This window comes from Afipia massiliensis, assembly GCF_001006325.2.
GTDB lineage: Bacteria > Pseudomonadota > Alphaproteobacteria > Rhizobiales > Xanthobacteraceae > Afipia > Afipia massiliensis_A.
Genome location: NZ_LBIA02000001.1, coordinates 3,251,459 through 3,273,092 on the forward strand (window position 1 = coordinate 3,251,459; position 21,634 = coordinate 3,273,092).

A 21,634-nucleotide genomic window follows, 5' to 3' on the forward strand; every position below is an offset into this window, starting at 1 on the left:
GGATTGGAAGTTTGAGCGCGCCAAGCTCTCATCGGTTACCTCCAGTATTAGCTCGATGATTTGCAGTAGGTTCGGAGGAGAATTTTGCGAGAATTGGCGCGATCGCCTTGATGCTGGTTGTCATTGGGCTTGAGATTGGCTCGTGGCCCTTTTTTAGTTTTCTACTTGGGAGTTTTTTAGGCGCGCCAAATATGAAGGTTGGTTTTTGGATAAAGACCCTAATGCTTGTTTCGCCTGGTATTTTGATTTCCTTCCTAGCCTTCTTGTTTCTATGGCTGGAACGCAACCGCAGATTCTGTCCTTTGGCCTTGTTGTTACTAGTTGCGTTTGTCGCGGTGTTTCTCGTAATTCAGAAGCCATCCTTGCTTCACATAGCATTGGATTACGCACAGTTTCGTGCTCAGCTTTTCTTGCGGCTGTTCAACTGATCGGTCCCATGCCCCACATCCTCGTCGTCCGTGCCACTGTCCCCGATGAATCGAAACGCGCTGCGTTCGATGCGTGGTATTCGCGCGAGCATCTGCCCGATGCGGTGAAGTCATTCGGCTCCAAGCGCGCGTGGCGCTACTGGATCGCCAACGATCCCGCCGTGCATCTGGCGATGTACGAATTTCCCGACCGCGCGTCGCTGGATGCGGCCGCAGGCGGCGAGGAGATGAAGCGGCTGATCCGCGACTTCGACCGCGACTGGCCCGAGGTGAAGCGCACGCGGGACATTCTGGTGCAGGCGGAGAGCTGGCCGGGTTGACGCGAGCTGGCGTCTTTCGCTGTCCCTGAAAAGTGCGCTTGTTTAATGGACCAACAATCACCCTCAATGTCATCACCGGGCTTGTCCCGGTGATCCCGACTGAGTGGCCACAGTGCTCACCTCATCGAGATGGCCGGGACATAGGCGAGCGGAAGCGACGCCGTTCTTCGAACGGCTATGCCCGGCCATGACAGCCATAGCGCCCGCTTCGTCGCCTCGCATCTATCAGCCGTTCGTCCCCGCGAAAGCGGGGACCCAGTCTTTGTTTTTGAACATGCTGGATCCCCGCTTTCGCGGGGATGACCGGAAAACGACAGCACAAGACAGAGGCCATCTCGCACGCATCTCCCACCCTGCGGCGGCAGTGGAACTGTGCTAGGGCTTGCCCATGCAGCCCGCCGAATCGGTTCTTTTCTTTTTCGGATTGTTCGCCATGGTCGCCGAGGCCATGACGGCGGCGCTCGCGGCCGGGCGGCGCAAGATGGACTGGTTCGGCGTCGCGATGCTGGGATGCGTGACCGCACTTGGCGGCGGCTCGTTGCGCGACATGCTGCTCGGGCATTATCCGCTGCTCTGGGTGAAACATCCCACACTGCTGCTGCTGACCGGCGGCGCGGCGCTGCTCACCATCGCGCTGGCGCGGGTGGTGCATCGCTTTCACTATCTCTTTCTTGTGCTCGATGCCATCGGCCTCGTGGTCTTCACCATCATCGGCTGCAATGTGGCCATGAGCATGGGCCATCCGCTGACCATCGTGGTGGTTGCGGGGATGATCACCGGATGCGCCGGGGGCGTGCTGCGCGATATTCTTTGCACCGAGGTGCCGCTGCTGTTCCGCAGCGAGCTTTACGCCAGCGTGTCGCTGGTGACGGGCGCGCTCTATGTCGCGGGCAACCATTTCGGGGTCGAGCATGTCGCGGTGGTGATCGGCTCGGTGGCGTTCGGTTTGACGTTCCGCCTGCTGGCGATCCGCTACAAGTGGGAAATGCCGAAGTTCATCTATGAGCGCGAAGGGCCGCACTGAGGGTGCGGCCCAGTTGCTCGCCGAGGCGTGGCTTACGCCGCCTTGCCGCGCTTCTTCAGTTCTTCTTCCGCGCGTTTCTTCAGGTCGGCTGCGCTGACGTCCTCGACATGGGTGCCGACAAACCAGCTGTTGCCTGCGGGGTCCTTCACGCCGCCGGAGCGGTCACCGTAGAACTGGTTCGACGGCTCCATGATGGAGGTGCCGCCGGCCTTGATGGCCTTCTGGTAGGCAGCGTCCGCGTCAGGCACGTACAGATAGAGCATGGCCGGCGAGGCCTTCACGAACTCCGAGGAGTCCGCGATCATGATCATCGAGTTTCCGATTTTCAGCGCGGCATGCATCACCTTGTCGTCGGGCCGCTTGGTCATTTCGTTGAACAGTTCGGCGTCGAACGCCTTTTGAAGAAAGTCGATGACGTTCTCCGCGTCGTCGACAATGAGATAGGGCGTGACGGTGTGATATCCATCAGGAACGGGTTTGACCTTGGAAGCCATGAGCAAACTCCTCATTTCGATAAGAGCGACGAGAAACAATTCGCGCCCGGATAAATAGATTCGGTCCCGCCTGACCGTCACGGGTTGCTCCGCCGGAGCTTCGTCCGCGATTGCGACAGGACCGTGAACCAGCCGCACCATGCACGCCTCCGTCGGGCGCAGCGGGCCGCTGCCCCGCGCGGCCATCTCCACGGCGTCGGCGATCTCCTGCGTGATGGCTGATTGTTCCGACGGGGGAAGGGCGCTGATGTAATCCAGCGCATCTTTCGTGGCGATCGGGCGGCCCTTCGCTGGAACGATCGGCTTGATGAAACGGCTATTCCACGGCACGGACGACTCCTGCGTCACATGGCCGGATTAAGTGCGCTGCCTGCGATTCGTTCCGAACCATTCGGCGTGTTGCGCGTTGTTCCGCATGCCGAAGAAAGCGTCACATCCCAAGAAAATGCCGGTGAAGCTGGCGATGACGATGCAACCACCCGATAACGGTCGCGGTGTTCCTCAGCCAATGACATCGCGGACGAATGTGGTCGGGCCGAGGGAACCGATGCGCAGCGACAAGGCGCAATGCGCGAAAGCGCGTGCAAGCGCGCTCGCAAGGCAGCGCGATGAACTGCGCAGAGGGCATCCCACGCCGCGCGTGTGAGGCGTCATGAAGAAATTTCTCGAATGGCTGGAAATGATCTGGAAGGGCGAGCAGTCTGTGGAACCGCAGGATCGTTAGCTAGCCCGTGCGCCGGACGCGCGCCGTGGTGCCCGCGACGATCTGCATGGTCACGCCAAGTAGCCAGCCGCATGCCAGCGCCACTGTGATCGCCGCCGTCGGGTCGGAATCGGTGACGATGGAATAGACCGAAATGAAGGCTGCGGTTGCGGCGAGGAATGTTCCGGCCGCGCTCAGCAGTTCGACGGGGTCCATCGGCTGCATATCTTCGCCGGTGAGGCGCGCCTGCGGCAGCCGGCCAGTGCGATGCGGTGGGACATCGATGCCGAGATAGAAGCCGATGGCGCCAAGGACCATCAGGGTGAGACTCATGGTCACGGAACCCAGGAGTTCGACCCGCGCGCTCGAGACATGGGCCGCGACGAACAGGCCGCATGACGCGCCCGCCATGGACAGGCCGAGCCGTTCGATCACATGGGCGCATCTGCTGGTGCGGGAACGGTAGGCACGATGGGCGATGATGCTGTCTGCCATCTTTGTCCACTCACGGAACAGTAAATCGTTCCCGTCATCGCCAAGGAAATCGTCGAGGAAATCGTCAAGGAAATCGCCGTTGATGTAGGCGCGGCGCTGCCGGTTCGAAAGATACTCCTTCGATACCTTCCCCGTCACGCTTGACTTATCTCGTCACTAGGATTATATTCCCTTTTGTCTCGCCCCGTCATGAGGGGCGTTTCGCGATCGTCACGATACGCGGGGCGGGATGCGGTGGCCGCGTGCGGCGCTCGGTTTGCGGCTGTGAAAAGCACCGCGAACGACGACGGCGCAGCAGCGGACGGCCAAAGTCGTGTGGTCCCGGCGTCGCGGTGCTGACGTCGAAAGGAGCGAGAGGGTCTGTCGCCCCAGTGGCGGTGGAACACACTCACGATCCAGAACGGTGGCGAAAGAGCCGTCCACCGGGGAGAGCGCGAACCAGGCCGTTCCAACCATTGCGTGCGGAACGCCGGATGTGTCCGGCGCAACCGTGGTGACGACACTCGTGTGCTTTCTACCTTTGCACACGGGGCTGCGGATGCGTCGAGCATCCGGCGTTCCGCGCGCCCTCAATTGGGCGAAGCGATGTAAGACTTCGGGCGCCCCCGCGCCGTCACAACAACAGGGGTGATGATGGCTGTTTGAAATTTGAATCGGGAGACGTGAAGCGCGATCACGCAACACTTCAGATGTCGTCCCCGCGCAGGCGGGGACCCATAACCACCGAACATTATGATGACGAAGGAAAGAGTTGCCCCGCTATCGCGGTAACATGATGGCTTTGGGAGTATGGGTCCCCGCCTTCGCGGGGACGACGACAAGAAAAACCCCGCCGAAGCGGGGTTTGCAGTGTGAGGCTATGCGCTCACCACCAGGTACGGCAGACGCGGCCAGGACCCCAGTAACGGCACTTGCGCACCACCGGCAGGCGAACCACGACCACGCGGCCACGGTTGACGACACAGCGGCCATACGGGCCACGATGGAAGCCGCGGCCGCAACCGCCGGCGACCTGGATGACATCGGCGCTGATGCCGGGCGCGGGAGCTGCAGGCATGGCGTTGGCGGCGCTGAAACCGGCCGCGGAGGCTGCGAGAAGTGCTGCTGCGAACAACGTTTTCATGGGTGTCTTTCCTCGGATCATCATGTTGCAAATTTATGTTGCGACGGCCCGGCCGGGGCCGGCCAGGAAGCCGGAATCAGATCGCCGGCATCGGCCGGCGCGGGACATTATTCTTCCGAAGATTGACACAAGATGAACCGATTGTGATCGCCGACGCAGGTCAGTGGCCGCATTGGCTGCAGAGGAAAGCAGCTTGGCCACGGAGACGAATCCGGAATCCCGTCGGTTCAGTTTCCATTCATGCGCGCTGCGGAATTCTTGATGCGAACAGAACATCGGAGGACGCATCATGGATCGCCGCGGTTTTCTCAAGTTCGCGTTTGGTGTCGCCGCCGCCGGTGCGGCAACTGTTACCGCCGCGCGCGCCGCGCCGCTTGCGCCGCAAGTGCTCACCGACAAACCGCTCGAGCCGGATCAACTTCCGCAGAACGCCGTCGCCAACGACGACGATCTGAACGAGGCACAGGTCGAGCAGGTCCGGTGGGGACGCCGCCGCGGCTGGGGCCGTCGTCGCTGGGGATGGCGCCGCCGCCGCTACTGGGGCTTTCGCCGCCGAAGGTACTGGCGCCGCCGCAGGTACTGGGGATGGCGTCGCCGCCGCCGCTACTATCGTCGTCGGTATTGGCGTCGCCGTTACTGGTGATGAGCTACCGCATCATTTGTTGAGGGAATGATCGCGCTGTCATTCGTGCGTAGAGAGGCAACGGGTCGCATGCAGGAAACGGAACAATTTGGTTTCACACCGCGTTCGTTGATCTTGCGGGACAGTCGTGCCGTGAAACGTTCGCTTCACAAGGAGAAGAATTGATGGAACGTCGTGATTTTCTGAAGTTTGCGTTCGGCTTCGCCGCCGGCGCAGGTGCAATTGTCGCCGCGGCATCAGCGGCGAGTGCTGCGCCGATGCTGTCCCCGCATCATGATTTGATGAACGGCCCGAAGCCGGAGCCTGACGTGACGGCCAAGCCCGCGGTTGCGGATCAGGACGATCTTGCGGGTGCCGAACTTGAGCAGGTGCATTGGCGCCATCGCCATCACCGCCGCCATCATCGCCGCTATCACCGGCATCACCGCCGCCACTACCGTCGGCATTACCGCCGCTGGTAAGCGGCGGCTGAACGAACAAACCCCGGCTGCGATCGAGCCGGGGTTTTGTTTTACGGGTATAGTTTTTTGTGCTTACTCGCGCCGGCACTTGCCGGCGAGGTTGCGCCGGTATCCGACCTGACATTTGCGGGCGAACAGCCGCATCAGTCTCGGTCCTTCCGGCTGCGGGCGGCAGACTCCGCTTGAGAGGCGATGAAATCCGACGCCGCATCCGTCCTTCACCGCCACCACATCGCCGCGCGCGGCGGCGGCCAGCGAGGCGATCGGCATGGCCTGCGCGGCTCCCGCGCCGAGCATCGCACCTGCGAGGACGACTGCCGCACAAAACGCCTTCATCGTCGTCTCTCTCAGCGATCAGAGCTTCGGCGCGTTGCCGAGCGGGGTCTTGTTCAGGGCTTCGTTCTTCTCGGCAGCGAAAGCGTCCGCGTCGATCTTCGCCGAGCTGATGATTTGCTTGAAGTCAATCAGCGTGAACTCAGTCTTGCTGACCCGGTTCGGCGTGATGCCCGGCGAGATCTCGACTGAGACGAGCGCGTCGCAATTGGCAGCCTTGGCCTCAATGACAAGCTTGTCGAGCGTCTTCTCCAGCGCTTGCGCACGTTTTAGTTCCGCGACGCAGCTACCGCGTCCGTTAGCATCATTGAGCGCGACAGCGACCTTCGGATTAATCGGCCCGTTGAGCGCTTCGAGCGCGGTGGCAGGGGTATACTTCTGCTTGACCGACATCAGCTTGCCGCCCTTGTAGAAATAGTACATGCGGCCGTCGCCGATCGCCGTGGGCGCACCATACTTCGTGGTCACGCGCTCGATCATCTCGGCCTTCGATGGCTGCTTGTCGGCAGAAAAGCCGAGCAGGCGCGAGATGTAATAGGCGCGGTTGGCGCTCGCGGGCGAGGAGAAAACCGCCAGCATCGATTCACCAGGATGGGTGCTGGTCGGGGCGAGGGTAAACTTCATCGCGGTGACATAAGTCACGTTGGTGCCGCCGAACTTCTGCTGCGCGGTTTCCGGCTTCACGCCCGGCAGATCTTTCAGGTAGGCCTCGAAGATCGGCGCGGCCTTGCTGCCTTCGATGTTGCTCGACAGGCCGACAATGTCAGGCTGCAGCTTCGCGGAAAATGCTGTTTCGGGTGACTTGGGCCTGATTTCGTAAGCCCAGCCGGTGGCCGGAGCCGTGACCGAAAAAAGCGCGACAAATGCGACTAACCCACTGCGAAACATGGAACACCCTGTCAGAAAATCGGGACATCAAAAGCGCGAAAAGCGCAGCGAATTACGCCAATTTTTGCTCGGCGCTGTCAACTGCGGATTGTTGCATTAATCGCCCGGCGCGCCGAACAATGCGTTAAAGCGCGCGGTACCTTTCGGCGAAAACGTCACGACGCGGCTGCCTTTTTCGCGCTTGGCCCAGTTCAACTCGTAGAATCGCGACAAGATCGCCGCGCCGAGCGATCCCGCGAGATGGCTGCGCCGCACACTCCAGTCGAGACAGGTCTTGCACAGCGGACGGCGCGATCCGCCGAGGGCCGGCAGGTCGATGCCGAAATCAGCGACGAACCGCTCACCCTGGGGCGTGAGCGCGACGTTGTCCTTCTGCGTGCGCAGGAGCTTCTTCTCCGTCATGGAATCGAGCATCCGGACGCCCAGATCGCCGGCAAGGTGATCGTAGCAGACGCGGGCGCGCCGCAGCCCGGGGTCGGCAGGTCCGGTGCGGACACGCAGGTGGCCGGCGCGGGCGGCGAGCCCCATCAGTCCTTCCAGCACAGCGGCTACGTCCGGCCCGGAGAGCCGGAAATAGCGGTGGCGGCCCTGCTTCTCGGGGACGACGAGATGTCCGGCCTCAAGCTTGGCGAGATGCGAACTCGTGGTCTGCGGAGTGATACCGGCTTCCTGCGCGAGTTCGGTTGCGGTGAGGGCGCGTCCGCTCATCAGTGCGGTCAGCATGTTGGAGCGCGCGGGATCGCCGACTAGCGAGGCGATCATGGCCATGTCCGGTCCGGCTTTCATACTTCGATCCTAGTCGAAGCGTTGAGAGCAGGCAACGGTCTAGGCTCTGCCTCCGACAATGGGAGCATCGCATGACCATTACCGTTTTTATTCGCTACCAGCTCGATCCGTTCAAACGACATTTGTTTGAAGCCTATGCGCAGCGATGGCTTACTATCATTCCGAAATGCGGAGGTGATCTGCTCGGCTACTGGATGCCGCACGAGGGTACCGACAACATCGCGTTCGGGCTGATCTCGTTTCCGAGTCTGGCGGAGTATGAATCCTACCGTGCACGGTTGAAGTCAGACGGTGAGGGTGTTTCAAACTTCAATTTCGCGCAGGAGCACCGGTTTATCCTCTCGGAGGAGCGAACCTTTCTGCGGCAGGTGCAGGGCTGACACTCACGTCATGCCAATTGATTCCACATGGCATCAGCGGCATCGTCGGCCGCGGCGCCAAAGACATCGAAACATATCGCCGGGAGGACAGGGAATGCCGGTTTCAATAGCCCAGAAGCGCGCGGATTTCAGAAAACTACACGAGAGCGGATGCTTCGTGCTGCCCAACCCATGGGACGTGGGCAGCGCCCAACTTTTGCAGGGAATGGGATTCAAGGCGCTCGCCTCAACCAGTTCGGGTTTTGCTTGGTCGATCGGGCATCCCGACAACAAGGTGACGTGCGACGACGTCCTGGCGCATCTGAAAACGCTGAACGATGCCACCGATCTGCCGGTGAATGCCGATTTCGAGGCGGGTTTTGCGCATGATCCGGCGGGTGTGGCAGCCAACGTGGCGCGTGGCGTTGCGACCGGCGTGGCCGGACTGTCGATCGAGGACTCGACCGGCGATGCGTCGGCCCCGCTCTATGAGATGACCCTTGCGGTGGAGCGCATGCGTGCGGCCCGTTCCGCGATTGATGCGGCGGGCGGCGATGTCGTGCTGGTGGGGCGGTGTGAGAGTTTTCTCATCGGTCAACCCGATCTCAAGGCGACCATCGCACGGCTAATCGCCTACGCCGAGGCCGGCGCGGATTGCCTGTATGCACCGGGCATCAGGACCAAGGAGCAGATCGCGGCGGTTGTGAAAGAACTGGCGCCGAAACCGATCAACGTCTTGTGGGGTGGCCCCGGTATGACGCAGGCAGAACTCGCCGATCTCGGGGTGAGACGCATCAGTGTTGGTGGCGCTCTCGCACGCACGGCGTGGGGCGCATTCCTGAAGGCTGCGCGTGAAATTGCCGAAAGTGGATCGTTCGCCGGAATGGCGCAGGCTGTGCCGCACGGGGAGATCAATGGCTTCTTTGCGAAAGCCGCCAAGGAGCGGAAATAGCAGACGGTCAATGACCTAAAAAAGAGCGGGCACCCGTTGGATGCCCGCTCTGATGTTCTGGTTCGTTGCCGTTATTTATTCGACGAATCCGCCGGAGCGCTGTTGTTCTGCGGAACTGCCGGAGCGGGGTTAGCTGTTGGCGGAGAGGTCGGCTGTGCAGGGCGCATTGCCGAGCCGGTGGTCTGGCCAGCCGGAGCGCGAGGCGCCTGTGCTGTGCCGCTTGTCGACGGCGAAGCCGGTGTCGTTTGCGCGGTCGGCGTTGCATCGGGCGATGTGCTGGACGTGTTCAGCCCGTAGAACACCACGCCGAGAATTGCCACAAGCGCGATCGCGAACACCGCGATACGTCCTCCGCTGGCCGGACCTTCGGCCAGTTCTGGATCCGCCTGAAGTTCGTTATCGAACTGTTCCGCCCGTCGGCGAAGCAATTCATCGTTGGTCGGAGCTGCGCTATATGGATCGTTAGGGTTGCGCTCGATTGCCATGAATCAGTCCTCCAGTCGTTGCATCTCAGAGACAATTGCCGGATGCCGGAGACGTTCCGTACCTCCGGCGGTCATTCGTTGCGGATTTTGGGAACTTTTCAGGTCAGGCCTCACCGGTTAGCCGAACCCGTCGTCTGCCCCGTCGTGATTGCAGGGGTGCTGGCTGTTTCATGCGGGGCTGGATTCATGCGCGAGAGGACAAGTGCGAGAACCACAAGCAGTGCGATGCCGATAAGGGCCTTGATGGGTTTGCCCTGCTGATACTCGAATTCTTCGCTTGTCTGGATCTGTTCGTCGTAGCCGCCTTTTTTACCGTCCGACGACCAATCGTTTCCTGACATCAGGGCCATGATTCAAATCCTCCGCTTGTGTCGCAACCCGTTGAGACCGGGTTTGCGTTGGCAGAGGTCAACGGCTCACCCTCTGGGACCGTTCCGGCGGAGCCTTGCATCGGGGGCAGGGCAGCGTTGCGACAGGTAATCGCACTGCAGCGAACGGCCTTGCTCCAGGAAGCGGTAAACGACCCGCAATCTCCTTTCGACGTCAGGCATAAAAGCGACACAACAGGTCGGGTTGGGCTGAAAAGCGAACCGAAAATTGCGTTTGGAAACAAAGGTCTGATGATTGCGATTTATGATGTGCTGAAAACAAAAAGCGACATAGACTGGTTCTAAGTAGACTCGTGACGTTGCAAACAAGAGCCCGGCAAAGAGGCAGTCGAATTATGGGAATCAATCAAGGGCCGATCAGTCTCGATCAGAAGTATACGCAGGCATCGGGGCACGTTTTTCTGACCGGCATTCAGGCTTTGGTCAGGCTGCCGATGGCGCAGGTCAGGCGCGATCGGGCTGCGGGTCTGAATACCGCAGGGTTCGTTACCGGCTATCGCGGATCACCGCTCGGCGGCTACGACCAGCAACTTCACGCCGCGCGCAAACATCTTGCGCAATACGATGTGAAATTTCAGCCGGGCGTCAACGAAGACCTCGCGGCCACCGCGATCTGGGGTTCGCAGCAGCTCAATCTGTCGCCGGGCGCGAAATTCGATGGCATCACTGGCATCTGGTACGGCAAGGGCCCCGGCGTCGACCGCTGCGGCGACGTGTTCCGCCACGGCAATGCGGCAGGTTCGGCCAAGAATGGCGGCGTACTCTGTCTGGCAGGCGACGACCACGGCGCCAAGTCCTCGACTGTGCCGCATCAGTCGGACCACGCCTTCATATCTGCGTTGATGCCGTATCTCTACCCGTCGAGCATCCATGAGATGATCGAGATGGGCCTGCTCGGCATCGCGATGTCTCGCTACTCCGGCTGCTGGGTCGGCATGAAGGTCATCACCGAGACGGTGGAGACCACTGCGGAGATCGATCTCACCGACGAGATGACCCCTTTCATCATTCCGACCGACTTCGAGATGCCGCCGGGCGGTCTCAATCTCCGCTGGCCGGACGACCGCTACGCGCAGGATAAGCGCCTGCAGGATTATAAAGGCTTCGCTGCCGTCGCCTTTGCGCGTGCCAACAAGATTAATCGCGTCACGATGGATTCGCCGAACGCCCGGTTCGGCATCATGGCGTCCGGCAAGAGCTACGAAGACATCCGGCAGGCGCTACGCGAACTCGGCATCACGCCGGAGGTCGCCGCCAAGATCGGCCTGCGTCTTTACAAGATCGGCATGCCGTGGCCGCTGGAGCCGCAGGGCGTGCGCGAATTCGCCGTCGGCCTTGAGGAAATTCTCATCGTCGAAGAGCGCCGCGAAATTGTCGAGAACCAGGTCAAGCAGGAGTTGTTCAATTGGCGCGACGATGTGCGTCCGCGCATCATCGGCAAGATGGACCATCACGACAAGCGCTTCCTGCCGTTCGCCGAAGAACTCAGCGTCGCGTCGCTGGCAAGTTCGCTGACTGAGCGGTTGCTGCAGCTCGACCTCAATCCTGAAATCGTGGCGATGCTGCGTGCCAAGGCCGACTGGTTCAACGGCCGGCAGGCGACACAGGTGCAGGCCATCGCGCCGGTGACCCGCACGCCGTATTTCTGTTCGGGCTGTCCGCACAATTCATCGACCAAGGTGCCGGAAGGCAGCCGCGCGATGGCCGGCATCGGCTGTCACTTCATGGCGCTGTGGATGGACCGCAACACCGAGACCTTCACGCACATGGGCGGCGAGGGCGTGCCGTGGGTCGGTATCGCGCCATTCACCAACGAGAAGCACGTCTTCGTCAACCTTGGCGACGGCACGTACTTCCACTCGGGCAGCCTCGCGATCCGGCAGGCGGTCGCGTCCAAGGCGAACATCACCTACAAAATTCTCTACAACGACGCGACGGCGATGACCGGCGGTCAGCATGTCGACGGCGAACTCTCACCGCAGCAGGTGACGTTCCAGCTTCACAGCGAGGGCATCCGCGACATCTACCTCGTGTCGGAGAATCCTGAAGCCTATCCGGCATCCGACATTGCGCCGGGCACCAAGGTCGCGCACCGCGACCAGCTCGATCAAGTCCAGCGCACGCTGCGCGAAGTGCCGGGCTGCTCGGCCATCGTCTTCGTGCAGACCTGCGCGGCCGAGAAACGCCGCCGCCGCAAGCGTGGCCTGATGGAAGATCCGTCAAAGCGCATTTTCATCAATTCGTCGGTCTGCGAAGGCTGCGGCGATTGCTCGGTGCAGTCGAACTGCATCTCGGTCGAACCCCTGGAGACCGAACTGGGGCGCAAGCGCACCATCAACCAGTCGAGTTGCAACAAGGATTATTCCTGCGTGAAGGGCTTCTGCCCGTCCTTCGTCACTGTTGAGGGCGCCACGTTGCGTAAGCGTGCGCCGGTCGCCCTTGATGATTTCGGCGAACTGCCTGCGCCATCCAGCGTTCCGTCGCTCGACAGGCCGTACAACATTGCCGTTGGCGGCGTGGGCGGCACCGGCGTGCTGACCATCGGTGCGCTGCTCGGGATGGCTGCTCATATCGAAGGCAAGGCAAGCATGATCCTCGACATGTCGGGGCTTGCGCAGAAGGGCGGCGCGGTGCTGAGCCATGTGCGGTTGTCGAAGAACACCGCGGACGTGACCTGCTCGCGAATCGTCACCGGGACTGCAGACTTGCTGATTGCGGCCGATGAAGTGGTCGCCGTCGCCAAGGAGACGATTACGCTGGCCGAGTCGTCGCGTACCTACGGTGTCATCAACACACATCTCATTCCGATTGCAGATTTCATCCAGAACCGCGATTTCGATTTCCAGCGCGGCAAGGTCAACCGGGTGCTGGAAAATGCGCTGCGCAAGGACTCCGCGTTCCTCGATTTCACCAAGCCGGCCGAAGCGCTGCTGGGTGACTCGATCGCGACCAACATGATGATGATGGGCTACGCCTATCAGAAGGGCCTGTTGCCGGTCGGGGCAGAAGCCATCGAGCAGGCGATCGAGCTGAATGCCGTTTCGATCAAGATGAATACGCAGGCGTTCCGTCTGGGCCGCCTCGCTGCGCATGATCCCGCGCGGCTTGCGGCCATGATGAAGGGTGACGAACCCGAGGCGCCGAAGACACTCGATCAGATGTCGCTCGACGAAGTCATCGCGCACCGCACGCAACTGTTGACCGATTATCAGAATGCTGCCTACGCGGCGCGCTACCGCAGCCTTGTCGACCAGGTGCGGAAGGTTGCATTCGATGGCGGCTACGGCGAGGCATTGCCGCGCGCGGTCGCGATCAACTACGCCAAGCTGCTCGCCTACAAGGATGAGTACGAGGTTGCGCGGCTTTATACCGATGGAAAGTTCGCGGAAAATCTCGGCAAGCAGTTCGAGGGCAATTTCAAGATCAGCTTCAACCTCGCGCCGCCGATCCTGCACAGTGGTGTCGATGCATTGGGCCGTCCGCGCAAGCGCGAGTTCGGCGCATGGATGTTGCCGGTATTCCGGACGATGGCGAAATTCCGCTTCCTGCGCGGCACAGCGTTCGATCCGTTCAGCTACGGCGAGGACCGCAAGCTCGAACGAAATCTGATCAAGGGATACGAGCAGGACGTGGTGACGGCAGTGAAGCTGCTTTCGCCGAAGACCCACGATATCGCGGTCGAGTTGCTGTCGCTGCCCGACCAGATCCGCGGTTATGGCCCGGTGAAGGAAGCCTCGGTCGCAAAAGCGAAGGCGCGATACGAACGGCTTGCCAAGGACCTTGTCAATCCGCCGCCGATGATCGTGCCGCAGATCGCAGCGGAATAGAACGCAGCAAACGCGTTTGTTCGCCCTGCGGAATTCAAGATGCTTGCCAAGCCTGCATAAGCGGGCGAGATAATCCGCTGGAAGAGACGCCAGCGGAGACATCTTTTGACCATTAAGAACAAAGCCTACATCGCGGGGATCTATGAACATCCCACCCGGCACGCGCCGGACAAGTCGACCGCGCAACTGCACGCTGAATGCGCCAAGGGAGCGTTGGAAGACGCAGGCCTGACCAAGGCGGACGTCGACGGCTACTTCTGCGCCGGAGACGCGCCGGGCGGCGTCATGCCGATGGCCGATTATCTCGGCCTCAAGCTGCGGCATCTCGATTCCACCGAGACGGGCGGATGTTCCTACATCATCGCCCTTGGGCACGCGGCCGAGGCGATCGCTGCCGGCAAATGTTCCGTGGCGCTGATCACGCTCGCTGGAAAGCCACGCACCGGCCCAATGCCGCCGCGGGCGTTCGGCCCTGAAGTCGATTTCGAAGCCGCGTATGGCGCAACGACCCACAACGCATATGGCATGTGCGCCATGCGTCATATGCATGAGTTCGGCACCACCAGCGAGCAACTCGCATGGGTCAAGGTCGCAGCCTCGCATCACGCGCAATACAATCCGCATGCGATGCTGCGTGATGTTGTCACCGTCGAGGACGTTATCAACTCGCCGATGATTTCTGATCCGCTGCATCGCCTTGACTGCTGCGTCGTCTCGGACGGCGGCGGCGCGCTGGTCGTGACCACGCCGGAGATCGCGAAGTCGCTGAAGCGACCGCTGGTGCGGATGACCGGTCACGGTGAATCGCTGAAAGGTCCGAACGGCGGCCGCAAGCTCGACCTGACCTATTCGGCGGGCGTGTGGAGCGGTCCTCCGGCCTTCGCGGAAGCCGGCGTCACGCCAAAGGACATCAAGTATGCGTCGATCTACGACAGCTTCACCATCACCGTGGTGGTTCAGCTCGAGGATCTTGGTTTCTGCGCGAAGGGCGACGGCGGAAAGTTCGTCGCCGACGGCAATCTGATTTCCGGCGTCGGCAAATTGCCGTGGAATACCGACGGCGGCGGGCTGTGTAACAACCATCCGATCAACCGTGGCGGCATTACCAAGATCATCGAGGCGGTGCGGCAGTTGCGCGGTGAAGCGCATCCGAAGGTTCAGGTTCCGAATTGCGATCTCGCGCTGGTGCACGGCACCGGCGGATTGCTCGGTGTGCGGCATGCGGCTTCGACCGCCATTCTGGAGCGCGTGTGATGACCGACAAACCAAAATATCCAGCGCCGGTCGGCAACCCCGAAACCGCGCACTTCTGGGACGCAGCCAAGCAGGGCAAGTTCCTGATCAAGCGTTGCACCGCGTGCCGCGAGCCGCATTATTTTCCACGCTCGATCTGCCCGGTGTGCTTCTCGGATCAGACCGTGTGGGAAGAAAGCAAGGGCGAGGGCGTCATCTACAGCTACAGCCTGATGCGAAAGTCGCCGACCGGGCCTTACGCCATCGGATATGTCACGCTGGATGAAGGTCCGTCGCTGCTGACGAATTTCGTGGACTGCGATCTGACAGCGCTGAAAATCGGTCAGCGCGTGAAGGTCGTGTTCAAGCCGACGGACGGCGCGCCGCTGCCGTTCTTCACCCCCGTCGGATAACAATAACAACAGTGAGGAAACATGCCGATCAAGTACGATGAGGTGATGGCGCTCAGGAATGTCGGCCAGAAGTATTCATGGACCGACCGCGAAGTGATGCTTTACGCCTATGGCATCGGCATGGGTGCCGATCCGATGGACGAGAAGGAATTGTCCTTCGTCAACGAGGGATACTTCACGCCACGTGACCTCAAGGTCGTACCGACCTACGCGTCGGTGGCGGCCTGGGGCGCGAGCGCAGGTCCCATCGACGTCAACCGCGTGATGGTGGTGGACGGCGAGCGTGACATTACTTTCCACAAGCCATTGCCTGTCACGGCGAACATCACGGCGGACTCCAGCATCCTTGGCGTGTTCGACAAGGGCAAGGACAAGGGCGCGGTGATCCTGCGCAAGACCGTGCTCAAGAACGAGAAGGGCGAGGATCTCGCGACGCTGATCGCGTCGCAGTTCGCGCGCGGGGACGGCGGTTTTGGTGGTCCGTCCGACGGTCAGCCCGAGCCGCATGCGATCCCGAAGCGCGCCCCTGACATAACGGTCGATATTTCGACGCGGCCGGATCAGGCGCTGATCTACCGGCTTTGCGGCGATCGCAACCCGCTGCACAGCGATCCGGAATTTGCCAAGCGCGCTGGCTTCGATCGTCCGATCCTGCACGGCATGTGCACCTACGGCCTGAGTTGCCGCGCGGTGCTGCAGACCTACGCGGATTATGATCCCGCCGCGTTCAAACAGCATGTCGTCCGCTTTTCCTCGCCGGTGTTCCCGGGAGAAACCGTCAGCTTCGACATGTGGAAAGACGGCAACGTGATCTCGCTCGAAGGGCGCGTGAAGAGCCGCGGCGTCACCGTCATCAAGAACGGCAAGACCGTTCTCGCCTAAACAAGAAGAAACGGGAGGACTCGATGGGTTTGCTCGACGGCAAGGTTGCGATCATCACCGGAGCGGGTGGTGGCCTCGGCGAGGCCTACGCCAGATTGTTCGCCCGCGAGGGAGCGGCGGTTATCGTCAACGACCTCGGTGGGCCGCGCGACGGCACCGGCGCCGACAAGTCGATGGCGCAGAAGGTGGTCGATGCGATCAAGGCGGAGGGCGGGAAGGCCGTCGCCAACGGATCGGATATCTCGACCATGGCGGGTGGCCAGTCGGTGTTCGACGATGCGATCAAGAATTTTGGCCGTGCCGACATTCTGGTCAACAATGCCGGCATTCTGCTCGACGGTACCTTCGCGAAGATGAGCGAAGAGAACTGGGACCGGGTCATGAAGGTGCATCTGAAAGGGACCTTCTGCGTCACCATGCCGGTCTTCAAATGGATGAAGGACAATGGCGGCGGCGTCATCGTCAATACGTCGTCGACGTCGGGGCTGCTCGGCAACTTCGGCCAGAGCAACTACGGCGCAGCCAAGGGTGGCATCTGGGGGCTGAGCAACGTGCTCGCCATCGAGGGCCGTAAATACAACATCCGGCTCTGGACGCTGGCGCCCGGCGCGCTGACCCGCATGACGGCGGATCTGCCGCGCTATATCGAGAATCCGGGTGCGGCCATGGGGCCGGACGAGATTGCGCCCGCAGTGCTCTATATGGTGAGCTCGCTGTCCGGCGAACAAACCGGCAAGGTGCTTGGCGTTTCCGGGCCGCGCGGTGTGCGCGAGATGAAAATGCTGGAAATGGAAGGCTGGAAACCCGGCGGCTCCTGGAAGGCGCAAGATATCGTGAGCCATGCCAAGGAGATTTTCTTCGACGAGCAGGATAAGCTGGTGGCTCGCAGATTCTAATCCCAGAAAGTAACGGCATATGAAGCTGACCCATGAGGCGAGCGGCACGTTCGCCATTGCACCGACCCCGTTTTTCGAAGACGGCCGTATCGACTATGACTCGATCGACCGGCTGACGGATTTCTATGCCGAGGTCGGCTGCAATGGCGTGACCGTGCTTGGCATTCTCGGCGAAGCGCCGAAGATGGAAGCCGATGAATCGCTTCAGGTTGCGACCCGTTTTATCAAGCGCGCAAAGGACAAGCAGATCATCGTCGGCGTGTCTGCGCCGGGCTTCGCCCAGATGCGTACGCTGGCACAGGCATCGATGGATGCCGGCGCCGCCGCCGTGATGATCGCGCCGCCGCCGCATCTGCGGACGGACGAGCAGATTCTTGGATATTTCCGGCAGGCGTCCGAGGCGATCGGCAGCGATGTGCCGTGGGTGCTGCAGGACTATCCGTTGACGCTGACTGTCGTCATGACGCCATCGGTGATCCGCAAGATCGTGATGGACAGCCCGTCCTGCGTGATGCTGAAGCATGAAGACTGGCCGGGACTGGAGAAGATTTCGACGCTGCGCGGTTTCCAGAAGGATGGCTCGCTGCGGCCGCTGTCGATTCTGGTGGGCAACGGCGGACTGTTTCTCGATTTCGAGATGGAGCGGGGCGTCGATGGCGCCATGACCGGCTATGCATTCCCCGACCTGCTGGTGGATGTCGTCAATCTCTCGAAGGCAGGCAAGCGCGATGCCGCCCACGATCTGTTCGACGCGCATCTGCCGCTGATCCGTTACGAGCAGCAGCCGGGCGTTGGCCTAGCGGTGCGCAAGTATGTGCTGAAGAAGCGTGGCAAGATCGCCTCGGACGCGCAGCGCAAGCCGGGTTCGGCCATGAGTGCGCTCGCGCGCAGCGAAGTGGATTATCTTCTGTCGCGCGTCGGGCGCGTCGATAAGCGGGCCAACATTTCATGAGCAGCGACACCAAGAGCGTGCCGGACAAGTCGAAGGCCTTGCGGATAGCTTCGACGGTATTGTTGCTGCGTGAAGCCGCCGGCGGCATGGAAATCTTCATGGTGCAGCGTAACCGCCAGATCGAATTCAGTTCCGGCGCGCTGGTGTTTCCGGGTGGCAGCATGGACCCGAACGATTATCAGATCGCAGCCGATCCGGCGCTCGTTGCCGATCGCGGCGGCCTCGATGTCGAGACAGCAGCCATCCGCATTGGCGGCATTCGTGAGACATTCGAAGAAAGTGGAATCCTGCTGGCGCGTCCGCGAGGATCGTCCTCGTTGGCTTCTGCGGAAAAGGCCGCCGCGCTGGGTTCGCAACGTGAAGCACTCGATGAAGGCAAGGTCAGCTTTGCGGACATTCTGCGCCAGAACGATTTGACGCCTGCGATCGATCTGCTTGCGCTTTTTGCGCACTGGATCACGCCGGTGAATTTGCCGAAGCGCTTCGATACGCATTTCCTGCTGGCCTTGGCGCCACCTGACCAGATCGGCAAACACGACGGCAAGGAATCCGTGGACTCCATCTGGCTGTCGCCAAAGGCGGCGCTCGATGCTGCGGCTTCGGGACGCTACAATCTTCCATTCCCAACCATTCGTAACCTGATCAAGCTCGACACGCTTGGAACTGCGCAGGCAGCGATGGATTTCGCGCGCGCGACGCCGGTAGTGACGGTGGTGCCCGAGATGAGCAGGAACGAGAACGGAACCACGCGCCTGCGCATTCCCATGGAGGCGGGTTACGATGGGGATGTGTTCGACGTCGCCCGACCATGACCGGTTAGATACTCACCATTGAATCCATCGGCGACCGTCACCATTCTCATGGAACGCGAAGCGCGTCCGTGACGGGGTCCGATGAGATTTTGGAAGATGATTCTGACGGCTTTTCTAGTGCTTATATTCGCCCCCATCGGCGTCTCCGCGGCATCCTATTTTCTGAGCGACCGGGCATCGGCGAACTGGTACGCCGCCGATCGCTCCAGTGCGGGCGTTCTGCCGCAAGCCTCGGGCCATGCTGACGCGCTGGTTCGCATTTATGCGGCGCGCACCGTGCGCTGGCGCGGCATCGTCGCCGTGCATTCCTGGATCGTGTTCAAGGACAAAGGCGCGTCGCGTTACAGCCGTTACGACTACACCGCGTGGGGCGAGCCGATCCGCGTCAATGGCTTCGTCGCTGACGGGCGCTGGTTTGGGCAGGTTCCTGATGAAGTGTTCCGCGCCGACGGCGAACAGGCAGCACAACTGATTCCGAAAATCCAGGCAGCTATCGAGAGCTACAAGTATCGCAACCTCGGCGACTACCGCGCGTGGCCCGGTCCGAACTCGAATACGTTCGTTGCAGCAATCATTGATGCCGTTCCCGAAATGCAAGCGGTGCTGCCGCCGACTGCGATCGGCAAGGACTTTCCCTATGACGGGGAATGGTTCGGCTGGACGCCTTCGGGCACGGGCTTGCGTGCTACATTGGGCGGCTATCTCGGTCTTACGGTCGGGTGGCTCGAAGGCGTCGAGTTGAATGTGTTGGGCGCGGTTCTCGGTGTCGACATTCGCCGTCCCGCAATCAAGATTCCAGGCATCGGGCGCATTGGCATGAGCGCGGTGCCGGCGTAGCAGAGCGTAAGCCGCGCACTGGCTGGCTAGAGATTCGCTGATGACTTTCCCTCCACGACGGATCGTGTGTCTCACCGAAGAGACGGTCGAGACGCTGTACCTGCTCGGCGAGCAGGATCGCATCGTCGGCGTGTCAGGATACGCGGTGCGACCGCCGCAGGTGCGGCGCGAGAAGCCGCGCGTGTCGGCGTTTATTTCGGCCGACGTCCCGAAGATCCTCGCGCTGGATCCCGATCTCGTGCTGGCGTTCTCGGATTTGCAGGCCGACATCGTCGCCGATCTGGTGCGGGCAGGGGTGGCGGTCCACGTCTTCAATCAGCGCGATATCTCCGGCATTCTGGCGATGATCCGCACGCTCGGCGGATTGATCGGTGAGGCGGGGAAGGCGGATGCACTCGCATCGCAGTTTGAGCAGTGGCTTGCTGATGTTGCTGCGATTGGACGCGCCAGACCGATGCGTCCCAAGGTCTATTTCGAGGAATGGGACAACCCGTTGATCAGCGGCATCGGCTGGGTCTCGGAACTGATTGCAGTTGCAGGCGGTGACGATGTATTTCCGCAGCTCGCAAAGGCAAAGGCTGCGAAAGATCGCATCGTTGCGCCCGAGGCCGTGGTCGCAGCCAATCCCGACGTGATCTTCGCCTCGTGGTGCGGCAAGAAAGTCGTTCCGGATAAAATCCGCAAGCGGCCGGGCTGGGACGCAATCGCCGCCGTGCGTGATAATCGCATCGTCGAAATCAATCGCCGCTGATCTTGCAGCCGGGGCCGGCGGCGCTGACCGACGGTCTCGATGCGATCATGGCGGCGCTGCGAACGCCTTGACGCTTAGGCGTGAGTGCCAGCTGCCTCTTTTGCCAAGCGCTAAAGCACCTTTTCAATCAGGCCAAATCGTAATAAAAATGGATTTATATAAGAAAATCTGATCGCTATGGTATCGCTCAAACAGCTCAGGTATTTCGACGCCGTCGCCCGGTCCCGCCATTTCGGCAAGGCTGCGGAACACTGCGCCGTGACCCAGCCTGCGCTGTCGATGCAGATTCAGGAACTGGAGAAGTCCCTCGGCATCCAGCTTCTGGAACGCAGCCGTAATGGCGTGATGCTGACCGAGGGCGGCAAGGAAATCGCGCAGCGGGCCGCGCGGGTTCTTGCCGACGTGCGCGACATCGTCGATTTCGCGCGGCGGCAAGGCAACGTCCTGTCCGGGCCACTTGGTTTCGGTGTCATTCCGTCGGTGGCGCCGTACATTCTCCCGCAATTGTTGCCGATGTTTCGTGACTCGTTTCCGGACCTTGATCTGCACATTCGCGAAAGCCAGACCCAGTCGCTTGTCAGCGAGCTTGTCGACGGTCAGCTCGATGTGTTGCTGCTGGCGCTGCCGGTCGAGCACCCTGACATCGAGACGATCCGGCTGTTCGACGACCGTTTCCTGTTGGCGATGGCGGCCTCGCATCGCATGTCGGATCGCGTCAAGGCGACGCCCGATCTGCTGGAGGAGGACAGGCTGCTCCTTCTGGAAGAGGGGCACTGCATGCGGGATCAGGCGCTGGCTTTCTGCAGCCTGCGGCGGATCGAGAACATCAACACCTTCGGCGCATCGAGCCTGTCGACACTGGTGCAGATGGTGGCGAACGGTCTCGGCATGACGCTGCTGCCTGAGCTGGCCGTGCCGCTCGAAATCCGGCGGGGCGATATCCACCTGATGCGATTCGCCGATCCTGAGCCGCAGCGCGTGATTGGCCTTGCCTGGCGCAGGAGTTCGCCGCGGAAAAGCCATTTCATCGAACTGGGACAGATGATTACGGCTGCGACGGCCCGGTCGCATCCAAAGGCCTGAAAAAGTGACGACCGGCGGTCTTCGGGGGGTAGCTTTCACGTCCTGCTTGGCTATGGTGCGCGCCT

24 protein-coding genes and 1 pseudogene are annotated in these 21,634 nt (G+C 61.3%); 17 read left to right on the forward strand and 8 right to left on the reverse strand.

What is annotated here, in order from left to right:
- The first annotated feature begins 110 nt into the window (after window positions 1–110).
- From YH63_RS15620 to YH63_RS15630, 3 genes are all read left to right on the forward strand, one after another.
- Window positions 111–428 carry a hypothetical protein gene (locus YH63_RS15620; protein ID WP_046826803.1) on the forward strand — a complete coding sequence of 106 codons (318 nt, stop codon included), beginning with the start codon at window positions 111–113 and terminating at the stop codon, window positions 426–428.
- A gap of 8 nt (window positions 429–436) precedes the next feature.
- The gene (locus YH63_RS15625; RefSeq protein WP_046826802.1) at window positions 437–748 is read left to right on the forward strand and encodes a hypothetical protein; all 312 of its coding nucleotides are present in this window, start codon (window positions 437–439) and stop codon (window positions 746–748) included.
- 388 nt (window positions 749–1,136) lie between these two features.
- On the forward strand, window positions 1,137–1,772 hold the full coding sequence (locus YH63_RS15630) for a trimeric intracellular cation channel family protein (RefSeq protein WP_046826801.1): 636 nt from the start codon (window positions 1,137–1,139) through the stop codon (window positions 1,770–1,772).
- 32 nt (window positions 1,773–1,804) lie between these two features.
- Here YH63_RS15630 and YH63_RS21840 read toward each other — a convergent pair whose 3' ends face one another.
- From YH63_RS21840 to YH63_RS15650, 3 genes are all read right to left on the reverse strand, one after another.
- A complete protein-coding gene (locus YH63_RS21840; protein WP_246658066.1) occupies window positions 1,805–2,596 on the reverse strand; it encodes a VOC family protein in 792 nt (263 codons plus the stop codon).
- A gap of 394 nt (window positions 2,597–2,990) precedes the next feature.
- Complete coding sequence (locus YH63_RS15645) at window positions 2,991–3,602, reverse strand: hypothetical protein (RefSeq protein ID WP_349642970.1); 612 nt, start codon at window positions 3,600–3,602, stop codon at window positions 2,991–2,993.
- A gap of 727 nt (window positions 3,603–4,329) precedes the next feature.
- Window positions 4,330–4,587: a GCG_CRPN prefix-to-repeats domain-containing protein gene (locus tag YH63_RS15650; protein WP_046826800.1), complete on the reverse strand. Its 258-nt coding sequence runs from the start codon at window positions 4,585–4,587 to the stop codon at window positions 4,330–4,332.
- Window positions 4,588–4,876: 289 nt separating this feature from the next.
- Here YH63_RS15650 and YH63_RS15655 point away from each other — a divergent pair, with 289 nt between their 5' ends.
- Both YH63_RS15655 and YH63_RS15660 read left to right on the forward strand, forming a co-directional pair.
- The gene (locus YH63_RS15655; protein ID WP_046826799.1) at window positions 4,877–5,230 is read left to right on the forward strand and encodes a twin-arginine translocation signal domain-containing protein; all 354 of its coding nucleotides are present in this window, start codon (window positions 4,877–4,879) and stop codon (window positions 5,228–5,230) included.
- Between the two features lie 164 nt (window positions 5,231–5,394).
- A complete protein-coding gene (locus YH63_RS15660; protein ID WP_137325214.1) occupies window positions 5,395–5,691 on the forward strand; it encodes a twin-arginine translocation (Tat) in 297 nt (98 codons plus the stop codon).
- A gap of 72 nt (window positions 5,692–5,763) precedes the next feature.
- On the opposite strand, the gene YH63_RS15665 is transcribed toward YH63_RS15660, so the two are convergent.
- The 3 genes from YH63_RS15665 to YH63_RS15675 all read right to left on the reverse strand — a co-directional run bounded on the left by YH63_RS15665 (window position 5,764) and on the right by YH63_RS15675 (window position 7,698).
- Window positions 5,764–6,027, reverse strand: coding sequence for a GCG_CRPN prefix-to-repeats domain-containing protein (locus tag YH63_RS15665; protein ID WP_046826798.1), 264 nt, complete (start codon window positions 6,025–6,027; stop codon window positions 5,764–5,766).
- 18 nt (window positions 6,028–6,045) lie between these two features.
- Window positions 6,046–6,912, reverse strand: a complete 867-nt coding sequence (locus tag YH63_RS15670) for a hypothetical protein (RefSeq protein WP_046826797.1) — start codon at window positions 6,910–6,912, stop codon at window positions 6,046–6,048.
- Between the two features lie 96 nt (window positions 6,913–7,008).
- Entirely contained in the window at window positions 7,009–7,698 is a 690-nt protein-coding gene (locus YH63_RS15675) for an ArsR/SmtB family transcription factor (protein ID WP_046826796.1), read from the reverse strand.
- A gap of 71 nt (window positions 7,699–7,769) precedes the next feature.
- Between YH63_RS15675 and YH63_RS15680 the strand changes: the two genes are divergently transcribed.
- Together YH63_RS15680 and YH63_RS15685 are read left to right on the forward strand one after the other, a co-directional pair.
- A complete protein-coding gene (locus tag YH63_RS15680; RefSeq protein ID WP_046826795.1) occupies window positions 7,770–8,078 on the forward strand; it encodes an NIPSNAP family protein in 309 nt (102 codons plus the stop codon).
- A gap of 94 nt (window positions 8,079–8,172) precedes the next feature.
- Window positions 8,173–9,009 carry an isocitrate lyase/PEP mutase family protein gene (locus tag YH63_RS15685; RefSeq protein WP_046826794.1) on the forward strand — a complete coding sequence of 279 codons (837 nt, stop codon included), beginning with the start codon at window positions 8,173–8,175 and terminating at the stop codon, window positions 9,007–9,009.
- Window positions 9,010–9,080: 71 nt separating this feature from the next.
- On the opposite strand, the gene YH63_RS15690 is transcribed toward YH63_RS15685, so the two are convergent.
- Window positions 9,081–9,494 carry a hypothetical protein gene (locus tag YH63_RS15690; protein WP_046826793.1) on the reverse strand — a complete coding sequence of 138 codons (414 nt, stop codon included), beginning with the start codon at window positions 9,492–9,494 and terminating at the stop codon, window positions 9,081–9,083.
- Window positions 9,495–9,604: 110 nt separating this feature from the next.
- Window positions 9,605–9,844 (reverse strand): hypothetical protein, encoded by a 240-nt coding sequence (locus tag YH63_RS15695; protein WP_046826792.1) that lies wholly within the window; start codon window positions 9,842–9,844, stop codon window positions 9,605–9,607.
- A gap of 374 nt (window positions 9,845–10,218) precedes the next feature.
- Here YH63_RS15695 and YH63_RS15700 point away from each other — a divergent pair, with 374 nt between their 5' ends.
- From YH63_RS15700 to YH63_RS15745, 10 genes and pseudogenes are all read left to right on the forward strand, one after another.
- Window positions 10,219–13,710, forward strand: a complete 3,492-nt coding sequence (locus YH63_RS15700) for an indolepyruvate ferredoxin oxidoreductase family protein (RefSeq protein ID WP_046826790.1) — start codon at window positions 10,219–10,221, stop codon at window positions 13,708–13,710.
- Between the two features lie 105 nt (window positions 13,711–13,815).
- On the forward strand, window positions 13,816–14,964 hold the full coding sequence (locus YH63_RS15705) for a thiolase domain-containing protein (protein ID WP_046826789.1): 1,149 nt from the start codon (window positions 13,816–13,818) through the stop codon (window positions 14,962–14,964).
- Window positions 14,964–15,356, forward strand: a complete 393-nt coding sequence (locus YH63_RS15710) for a Zn-ribbon domain-containing OB-fold protein (RefSeq protein WP_046826788.1) — start codon at window positions 14,964–14,966, stop codon at window positions 15,354–15,356. The genes YH63_RS15705 and YH63_RS15710 overlap by 1 nt, the downstream gene beginning before the upstream one ends.
- A gap of 21 nt (window positions 15,357–15,377) precedes the next feature.
- The gene (locus tag YH63_RS15715; protein WP_046826787.1) at window positions 15,378–16,238 is read left to right on the forward strand and encodes a MaoC family dehydratase; all 861 of its coding nucleotides are present in this window, start codon (window positions 15,378–15,380) and stop codon (window positions 16,236–16,238) included.
- Between the two features lie 23 nt (window positions 16,239–16,261).
- Window positions 16,262–17,134, forward strand: a complete 873-nt coding sequence (locus tag YH63_RS15720; RefSeq protein WP_046826786.1) for an SDR family oxidoreductase — start codon at window positions 16,262–16,264, stop codon at window positions 17,132–17,134.
- 19 nt (window positions 17,135–17,153) lie between these two features.
- On the forward strand, window positions 17,154–18,086 hold the full coding sequence (locus YH63_RS15725; RefSeq protein WP_046826785.1) for a dihydrodipicolinate synthase family protein: 933 nt from the start codon (window positions 17,154–17,156) through the stop codon (window positions 18,084–18,086).
- Window positions 18,083–18,898: an NUDIX hydrolase gene (locus YH63_RS15730; RefSeq protein WP_046826784.1), complete on the forward strand. Its 816-nt coding sequence runs from the start codon at window positions 18,083–18,085 to the stop codon at window positions 18,896–18,898. Before YH63_RS15725 ends, YH63_RS15730 begins: the two co-directional genes overlap by 4 nt.
- A gap of 96 nt (window positions 18,899–18,994) precedes the next feature.
- Window positions 18,995–19,735, forward strand: a complete 741-nt coding sequence (locus tag YH63_RS15735; protein ID WP_046826783.1) for a DUF3750 domain-containing protein — start codon at window positions 18,995–18,997, stop codon at window positions 19,733–19,735.
- A gap of 40 nt (window positions 19,736–19,775) precedes the next feature.
- A pseudogene (locus YH63_RS15740) lies at window positions 19,776–20,557 on the forward strand (cobalamin-binding protein).
- A 106-nt stretch (window positions 20,558–20,663) separates the two neighbouring features.
- Window positions 20,664–21,569, forward strand: coding sequence for a LysR substrate-binding domain-containing protein (locus YH63_RS15745; RefSeq protein WP_046826782.1), 906 nt, complete (start codon window positions 20,664–20,666; stop codon window positions 21,567–21,569).
- Window positions 21,570–21,634 lie beyond the last annotated feature (65 nt).

Bases quoted from the DNA above. Each gene is read 5' to 3' on its own strand.
- YH63_RS15735 (WP_046826783.1), top strand. From the start codon at position 18,995: ATGATTCTGACGGCTTTTCTAGTGCTTATATTCGCCCCCATCGGCGTC.
- YH63_RS15670 (WP_046826797.1), bottom strand. From the start codon at position 6,912: ATGTTTCGCAGTGGGTTAGTCGCATTTGTCGCGCTTTTTTCGGTCACG.
- YH63_RS15630 (WP_046826801.1), top strand. From the start codon at position 1,137: ATGCAGCCCGCCGAATCGGTTCTTTTCTTTTTCGGATTGTTCGCCATG.
- YH63_RS15655 (WP_046826799.1), top strand. From the start codon at position 4,877: ATGGATCGCCGCGGTTTTCTCAAGTTCGCGTTTGGTGTCGCCGCCGCC.
- YH63_RS15650 (WP_046826800.1), bottom strand. From the start codon at position 4,587: ATGAAAACGTTGTTCGCAGCAGCACTTCTCGCAGCCTCCGCGGCCGGT.
- YH63_RS15745 (WP_046826782.1), top strand. From the start codon at position 20,664: ATGGTATCGCTCAAACAGCTCAGGTATTTCGACGCCGTCGCCCGGTCC.
- YH63_RS15715 (WP_046826787.1), top strand. From the start codon at position 15,378: ATGCCGATCAAGTACGATGAGGTGATGGCGCTCAGGAATGTCGGCCAG.
- YH63_RS15665 (WP_046826798.1), bottom strand. From the start codon at position 6,027: ATGAAGGCGTTTTGTGCGGCAGTCGTCCTCGCAGGTGCGATGCTCGGC.
- YH63_RS15690 (WP_046826793.1), bottom strand. From the start codon at position 9,494: ATGGCAATCGAGCGCAACCCTAACGATCCATATAGCGCAGCTCCGACC.
- YH63_RS15710 (WP_046826788.1), top strand. From the start codon at position 14,964: ATGACCGACAAACCAAAATATCCAGCGCCGGTCGGCAACCCCGAAACC.
- YH63_RS15720 (WP_046826786.1), top strand. From the start codon at position 16,262: ATGGGTTTGCTCGACGGCAAGGTTGCGATCATCACCGGAGCGGGTGGT.
- YH63_RS15685 (WP_046826794.1), top strand. From the start codon at position 8,173: ATGCCGGTTTCAATAGCCCAGAAGCGCGCGGATTTCAGAAAACTACAC.
- YH63_RS15730 (WP_046826784.1), top strand. From the start codon at position 18,083: ATGAGCAGCGACACCAAGAGCGTGCCGGACAAGTCGAAGGCCTTGCGG.
- YH63_RS15680 (WP_046826795.1), top strand. From the start codon at position 7,770: ATGACCATTACCGTTTTTATTCGCTACCAGCTCGATCCGTTCAAACGA.
- YH63_RS15660 (WP_137325214.1), top strand. From the start codon at position 5,395: ATGGAACGTCGTGATTTTCTGAAGTTTGCGTTCGGCTTCGCCGCCGGC.
- YH63_RS15675 (WP_046826796.1), bottom strand. From the start codon at position 7,698: ATGAAAGCCGGACCGGACATGGCCATGATCGCCTCGCTAGTCGGCGAT.
- YH63_RS15625 (WP_046826802.1), top strand. From the start codon at position 437: ATGCCCCACATCCTCGTCGTCCGTGCCACTGTCCCCGATGAATCGAAA.
- YH63_RS15695 (WP_046826792.1), bottom strand. From the start codon at position 9,844: ATGGCCCTGATGTCAGGAAACGATTGGTCGTCGGACGGTAAAAAAGGC.
- YH63_RS15620 (WP_046826803.1), top strand. From the start codon at position 111: ATGCTGGTTGTCATTGGGCTTGAGATTGGCTCGTGGCCCTTTTTTAGT.
- YH63_RS15700 (WP_046826790.1), top strand. From the start codon at position 10,219: ATGGGAATCAATCAAGGGCCGATCAGTCTCGATCAGAAGTATACGCAG.
- YH63_RS15725 (WP_046826785.1), top strand. From the start codon at position 17,154: ATGAAGCTGACCCATGAGGCGAGCGGCACGTTCGCCATTGCACCGACC.